Raw genomic sequence first — 5,465 nt, 5'->3', positions numbered from 1 at the left:
TGCTGCTTACTTGCAGATGATTGAGCACCATCTACGCAGCAGAGCTTTCATCACGGTGCTCGCTGCGAAAACTTGAGCCTCCACCAACCTGGAGGCACAAGTATGTTTGAAGCAATCTTCCTTCCCCAAACCGCTGAGAGATATCGGACAGCACCGCTGTCCGAACCCCGCGCTCGATACCTTCGACACCTGAATGAACTGGGCGCTTGCCGGACAACCTTACGCAAGAATGCGAACGATCAACTCAGTCTCGTCCGTCTACTGGATTTGCGAGAAGGCGACCGGGTAAACACTCCCCAAATAGAAGCCGCAGCAGCAATCTGGGCGCTGCCAAAAGGCCACAGATATGCTCGGGCAGCTTCGCCCAAGGCGAGAACTCGCTTTGCCAGTCGCGGAATCCAATGGCTGCGATTCCTGGGATGGCTCGACGAGCCCGAGCATAAGCATCACCCACATCATGCGGAGATCGTGATCTTTGAGAGATGGCTGCGCCGGGAACGCGGCCTCTCCGACGCGACCGTACAAGCCTACTGCGCCGCCGCCGACCACTTCTTCTTCTGGTCGGCTGGAAAGGGTGTAGCCTTGGACGCCATCCGGGTGACCGACATCGACGATGTCATTGCGACAGAACATAAGCGAGGGGTCTGGAAGCGCCGATCAATACACGACTACGCTCAGCGTCTGAGGGCGTTCTTCCTGTTTGCCGAAACGCGCGGCTGGTGCCGCGCCGGGCTGGCTGCGGGAATCATGGCGCCCCGGTTTGTGGTGGATGAGAGCGTGCCGAAGGGCCTCGGGCGCAAGGATGTTCTGCACCTGCTGGCTTCTGTTGTCCGGGATCGAGCGGTCGACAAGCGCGACAGGGCGATCCTGATGCTTCTCATCGCCTATGGACTGCGGGCCGGGGAAGTCCGCGGCCTGCAACTGGACGATATGGACTGGGAGAACGGGATGCTCCGTGTCCGCTGCCCGAAGCCCGGTCGGAGCCATCTCTGGCCGCTGTCGCATGAGGTCGGACATGCCATCCTGCGCTACATACGGGAGGCACGGCCATCTGGCTTCGGGCGCAGCCTGTTCTTCACTGCGCATGCGCCGATCCGACCGCTTGGCAGAGCGGCCCTGGGCAAGATGGTCCGTGACCGGCTGGCCAGCATTGGCATCGTCTCCGGCCGACGAGGTACGCATATCTTACGGCATGCTGCAGCCCAGCATCTTCTAGATCAGGGCATGTCGATGAAGGTGATCGGGGACTTTCTCGGGCACCGCGACCCATCCTCCACCGCGATCTACGCAAAGGTCAATCTCGCATCTCTTCGCGAAGTGGCCGCTTTCGATCTGGAGGGGCTGGCATGACGCTGCACGAGTCTATCGAGCAATACATCCTCTGGCGACAGGCCCACGGCGCCAAGTTCACGACCGGGGCGAATCTCCTGCGTCTCTTCCTCAGATATGCCGACGGAGATGGCACCTGCGACGCGGCCACCACGACACAGGTGCTGGCCTTTCTCGTAGGAAAGGGGCCACTGTCTCGACACCGCGAGAACAAGTATTACGCCCTTGCCGGCTTCTGGCGCTATGCGATCGGCCGTGGCCATGCGACGCGCCTGCCGCTACCGAACAGCGAACCGAAATCGCCGCCCCGGAGGCCGCCGTATATCTACTCGCGTAATGAGTTGCGGCGGCTCCTTGACCCCGCGACCTTGGAGAGCAGCCGGCGCGGTGCGGTTCAGTTCGACGCAGTGACATTCCGGACCCTGCTTCTTCTGCTGTACGGAGCCGGATTGCGCTTTAGTGAAGCGACAGGTCTCACACTCGCGGACGTCGATCTGGCGGAACACGTCCTGACCATACGCGCCACGAAGTTCTACAAGAGCCGTCTGGTTCCGATCGGACCGCAACTTGCAACGGCACTGACCAACTACATGCCGCTACGGCGGCGCGGCGAGCTTGCCCAAGGCGAGACTTCCTTCCTTCTGGCAAACCGGGACGGCACGCGGCTTGCCAGCAGCACCGTTCAGGCCGCATTCGACGCGCTGCGGCGTATCGCTGAGGTCCATCGCACGGCAAGCGGGCGACAGATCCCGCGCTTACACGACCTCAGACACAGCTTCGCGGTTCACAGCCTGACTGCCTGGTATCGCCGGGGAGCGGATGTGCAACGGTTGCTACCCGTACTCTCCACCTATCTCGGCCATTCCGATCTGGAGGGCACAAAGGTCTATCTGTCGATGACGCCGGAGCTTTTGCAGCAGGCGTCGCTGCGTTTTGCTCGCTATGCGGCCGGAGGTCAGGATGCCTGAACACGTAACCCTCGGCCCATGGCTCCGACGTTTCCTGTGCGAATATATCGTCACTGAACGCAATCTGGCCCGGAACACCCGCAAGAGCTACCGGGACACCTTCAGCCTTCTTCTGCCCTTCGTCAGCCGCAAGTTGCGCAAGCCTGTAGAGGGGCTGGCCGTGCGCGATCTCACTTCCCGGCACGTGCTGCAGTTCCTTGCACATCTCGAGGAAGATCGCGGATGCTCTGCCCGGACCCGCAATCAGAGGCTTGCCGCCATCCGGGCATTTGCCCGCTTCATCGGCAGCCGGGATCCGGCCCATGTCGAATGGTGCGGCCACATCCGGGCCATCGCATCGAAGAAATCCATGCCACCACCGGTCGGGTGGCTGACTAGGCCCGAAATGGAGGCCATGCTCGCCGTGCCCGACCGCAAGGCCAAGCGCGGCCGCAGCGAATACGCCCTTCTCCTCTTTCTCTACAACACCGGGGCGCGTGTCTCCGAGGCTACGCAATTGAGGGTGCGCGATCTGCAAATCGGGGGCGGGAGTGGCGGTCACGATATTGCCACGCTGCACGGGAAAGGCGGCAAGACGCGCCAGTGCCCACTGTGGCCGGAAACCGAACGAGTTCTGGCAGACGAGATCCTTGGCCGCTCGATCGATGACGCAGTATTTGTCAGTAGGCTCGGAACGCCCTACACCCGCTTCGGCGTCTATCGCCTTATCGAGCGTTGCGCGGCGCGGGTGCCGAAATTGGCTGAAAGAACGATAACCCCGCATGTGATCCGGCACACGACGGCCTGCCACCTCGTTCTCGCCGGCGTGGACATCAATACCATCCGCGCCTGGCTCGGCCACGTCTCAATCAGCACCACCAACATCTATGCCGAAATAGACCTCACGCTGAAAGCCAACGCCGTAGCTCTCTGCGAAGTCGCTCAGACACGTCCCGCTCGCTCATGGAAGGAGGATAAGGACCTCATGGCCTTTCTGAAATCGCTGTAAGTCAGGAATTGTTGCGGCGTCCTCTGCCGAAAGCCTCTGCTCAGAGTGGTGCACGCCGCGCAGCAATAAGGCCTCCTGCTGGAATCCCGGATCTGGCTGAACATTGGCGAAGGGTCGCAGGTGTCGGCCTGCCGACGGTTGATTGCGGTGGCTCATCCTCGCGATGTCAGCCAGACCCCCGCAAGCGTCACCGCCATGCCGGCGAACATCGCCGGTGTCAGAGGCTCGGCAAACAGAGCCCAAGCCCACAGCATGGTGACCGGTGGGCTGAGATAGATGGCCGCGCTGACCTTGGCCACCGGGAACAGGCGCAGGCTGGTGTAATAGACAGAATAGGTGGCGAAGGTTGCGATCAGCACCAGCCACGCCATGCCGATGGCGAAGCCTTGGGTCATTGGCGGTGCCAGCCCGTCACCTTGCGCCAGCCCACAGAGGCCGAACAGCACGGCACCGGTCAGCGTGTGAATGCACAGGCTCTGATGCACTGGCATCCGCAGTTCCTTTCGCCCCTTATGCAGCACCGAGGCCAACGCGAAGACCAGCATCGAGCCGACGGTCAGGCCATAGGCCCAGAGCGGCGCCGTCCCGAAGCTGAGACTGTCGAAGGACACGATCAGCACGCCCACAACGGCAATGGCTGTGCCCAGCCATTGCCGCCCGCTCAGCCGTTCCCCCAAGGCCGGTTGTGACAGCGCCGCGATGGCCAGGGGTAGCAGGTCCGAGATCAGCGCCACCAGCCCGGTCGGCACGCGCTGCTCGATCGCCAGGGCGAAGCCACCGAGGTAGAGGAACACCGCCATTACCCCGAACCCCATCTGCGACAGCACCGCACGCATAGGCATCCTTGGACCGAAAGCCAGCGCGAAGGGTAAAAGGATCAGACCCGACAGCAGCGTGCGCCAGAACAGCAGCAGAAAGACGCTCGCCTCTTTATTGGCATAGCGAATACCGACAAAACCGGAGCTCCACCCAATCACCAGGATTGCGGCCATCACCGGCCAGAGCAATCGGTGTCGGTTCGGTGCGGCCGCGGACAGGGAAAGATCGGTCATGAAAAGCTCGAAACGCGGGGATACTGCCGATCCCGCATAGTTGATCGCAGCCACATGCGCACATGACAAATATCGATGAAACTATGAATTTTGCGCTTCTAGCGTAATGCTTCCTTGCGAACAGATCCCAAATTGTTCATTCTTTCTCCCAAGCCACATCGAGATCGCCATGACCGACCTGACCAGTCGACGCCTCGACATCGACGCATTGCGGGCGCTCCGCGCCATCCGCCGGCACGGCGGCGTCACCCGCGCGGGCGAGGCGCTCGGGCTGACGCAATCCGCGGTTAGCCACAAAATCAAGCGGCTGGAGACCAGCCTCGACTGCGATCTGCTGAACCGCCGCTCTGGAGCGCCAATGTTCACCGCTGCAGGGGAGGAGCTGTTGGATTACGCCGGCCGGATCCTGGGACTGCACGACGAGGCGCTTCTCAGCCTGACCAAAACGGATCTGGCGGGCCGTATCCTGTTGGGTCTGACTGAGGACACCACCTGTTCCGACCTGTCGCGGATCCTCGGCCGGTTCCGCCGCCTGCACCCACAGGTAGCTGTCCGCACCAAGGTGCGCATGAGCCTTGTCCTACGCGCGATGCTGGAACGGGGCGAACTGGATGCCGCGATCGTGCAGATCTTTGCCCATGAGGTCCGCCCGGCCGATGTGGTCCTGTTCGGAGAGAATTTGCATTGGGTTAAATCCCCCGATCTGCCACTGCCATCCGAAGGGCCGATCCCGTTCCTGTCGTTCGACGACAATTGCTTCTATCGCCGTTGGGCGCTGGACATTGGGCAGGACGAAGGCGAGCTCCTGGAAACCGTGTTCGAATGCGCTAGCGCCGCCGGCATCGTGGCGGGAGTCAACGCAGGCCTCGGCATCGCGCTGCTCAGCGACCGTCACCTGCGCCCGGAGATGGAGATCATCCGGGACCGCCTACCCGCCCCGCCCGCGTTGACCTATATCGTACGGCGCGCCCGAAAGGCGAGGAGCCTCGCGCTGGACGGCCTTGTTGCCGAGATCGAACGCGATATTAGCCGCAACGGTGGACTTGCCCTCGTTGTCTGAATTTACGCCGGCAATCAGCGTCAAGCGCATGCGTCCGCACCTTTCTCCCGGCGCATGAAGCAAACGAC

Annotated in this window: 5 protein-coding genes; 4 read left to right on the top strand and 1 reads right to left on the bottom strand. The window is 62.0% G+C overall.

The genetic code is table 11. The features are described 5' to 3' along the window. Positions 1–102: 102 nt before the first annotated feature. From OOJ09_RS31750 to OOJ09_RS31740, 3 genes are read left to right on the top strand one after another with little or no spacing between them, the layout of a single operon-like run. Entirely contained in the window at positions 103–1,350 is a 1,248-nt protein-coding gene (locus OOJ09_RS31750; protein ID WP_269908992.1) for a tyrosine-type recombinase/integrase, read from the top strand. Then, positions 1,347–2,297, top strand: coding sequence for a tyrosine-type recombinase/integrase (locus tag OOJ09_RS31745; protein WP_269908991.1), 951 nt, complete (start codon positions 1,347–1,349; stop codon positions 2,295–2,297). Before OOJ09_RS31750 ends, OOJ09_RS31745 begins: the two co-directional genes overlap by 4 nt. Further along, on the top strand, positions 2,290–3,285 hold the full coding sequence (locus OOJ09_RS31740) for a tyrosine-type recombinase/integrase (protein ID WP_269908990.1): 996 nt from the start codon (positions 2,290–2,292) through the stop codon (positions 3,283–3,285). The genes OOJ09_RS31745 and OOJ09_RS31740 overlap by 8 nt, the downstream gene beginning before the upstream one ends. A 152-nt stretch (positions 3,286–3,437) precedes the next feature. Here OOJ09_RS31740 and OOJ09_RS31735 read toward each other — a convergent pair whose 3' ends face one another. Further along, positions 3,438–4,337: a DMT family transporter gene (locus tag OOJ09_RS31735; RefSeq protein ID WP_269908989.1), complete on the bottom strand. Its 900-nt coding sequence runs from the start codon at positions 4,335–4,337 to the stop codon at positions 3,438–3,440. 169 nt (positions 4,338–4,506) lie between these two features. Here OOJ09_RS31735 and OOJ09_RS31730 point away from each other — a divergent pair, with 169 nt between their 5' ends. Continuing rightward, positions 4,507–5,397, top strand: coding sequence for a LysR family transcriptional regulator (locus OOJ09_RS31730; RefSeq protein ID WP_269908988.1), 891 nt, complete (start codon positions 4,507–4,509; stop codon positions 5,395–5,397). Positions 5,398–5,465: the final 68 nt, after the last annotated feature.

This window comes from Mesorhizobium qingshengii (assembly GCF_027563465.1).
GTDB classification, from domain to species: domain Bacteria; phylum Pseudomonadota; class Alphaproteobacteria; order Rhizobiales; family Rhizobiaceae; genus Mesorhizobium; species Mesorhizobium qingshengii_A.
Note: the sequence above shows the minus strand (reverse complement) of the source record. Positions and strands in the feature narration are given on the sequence as shown.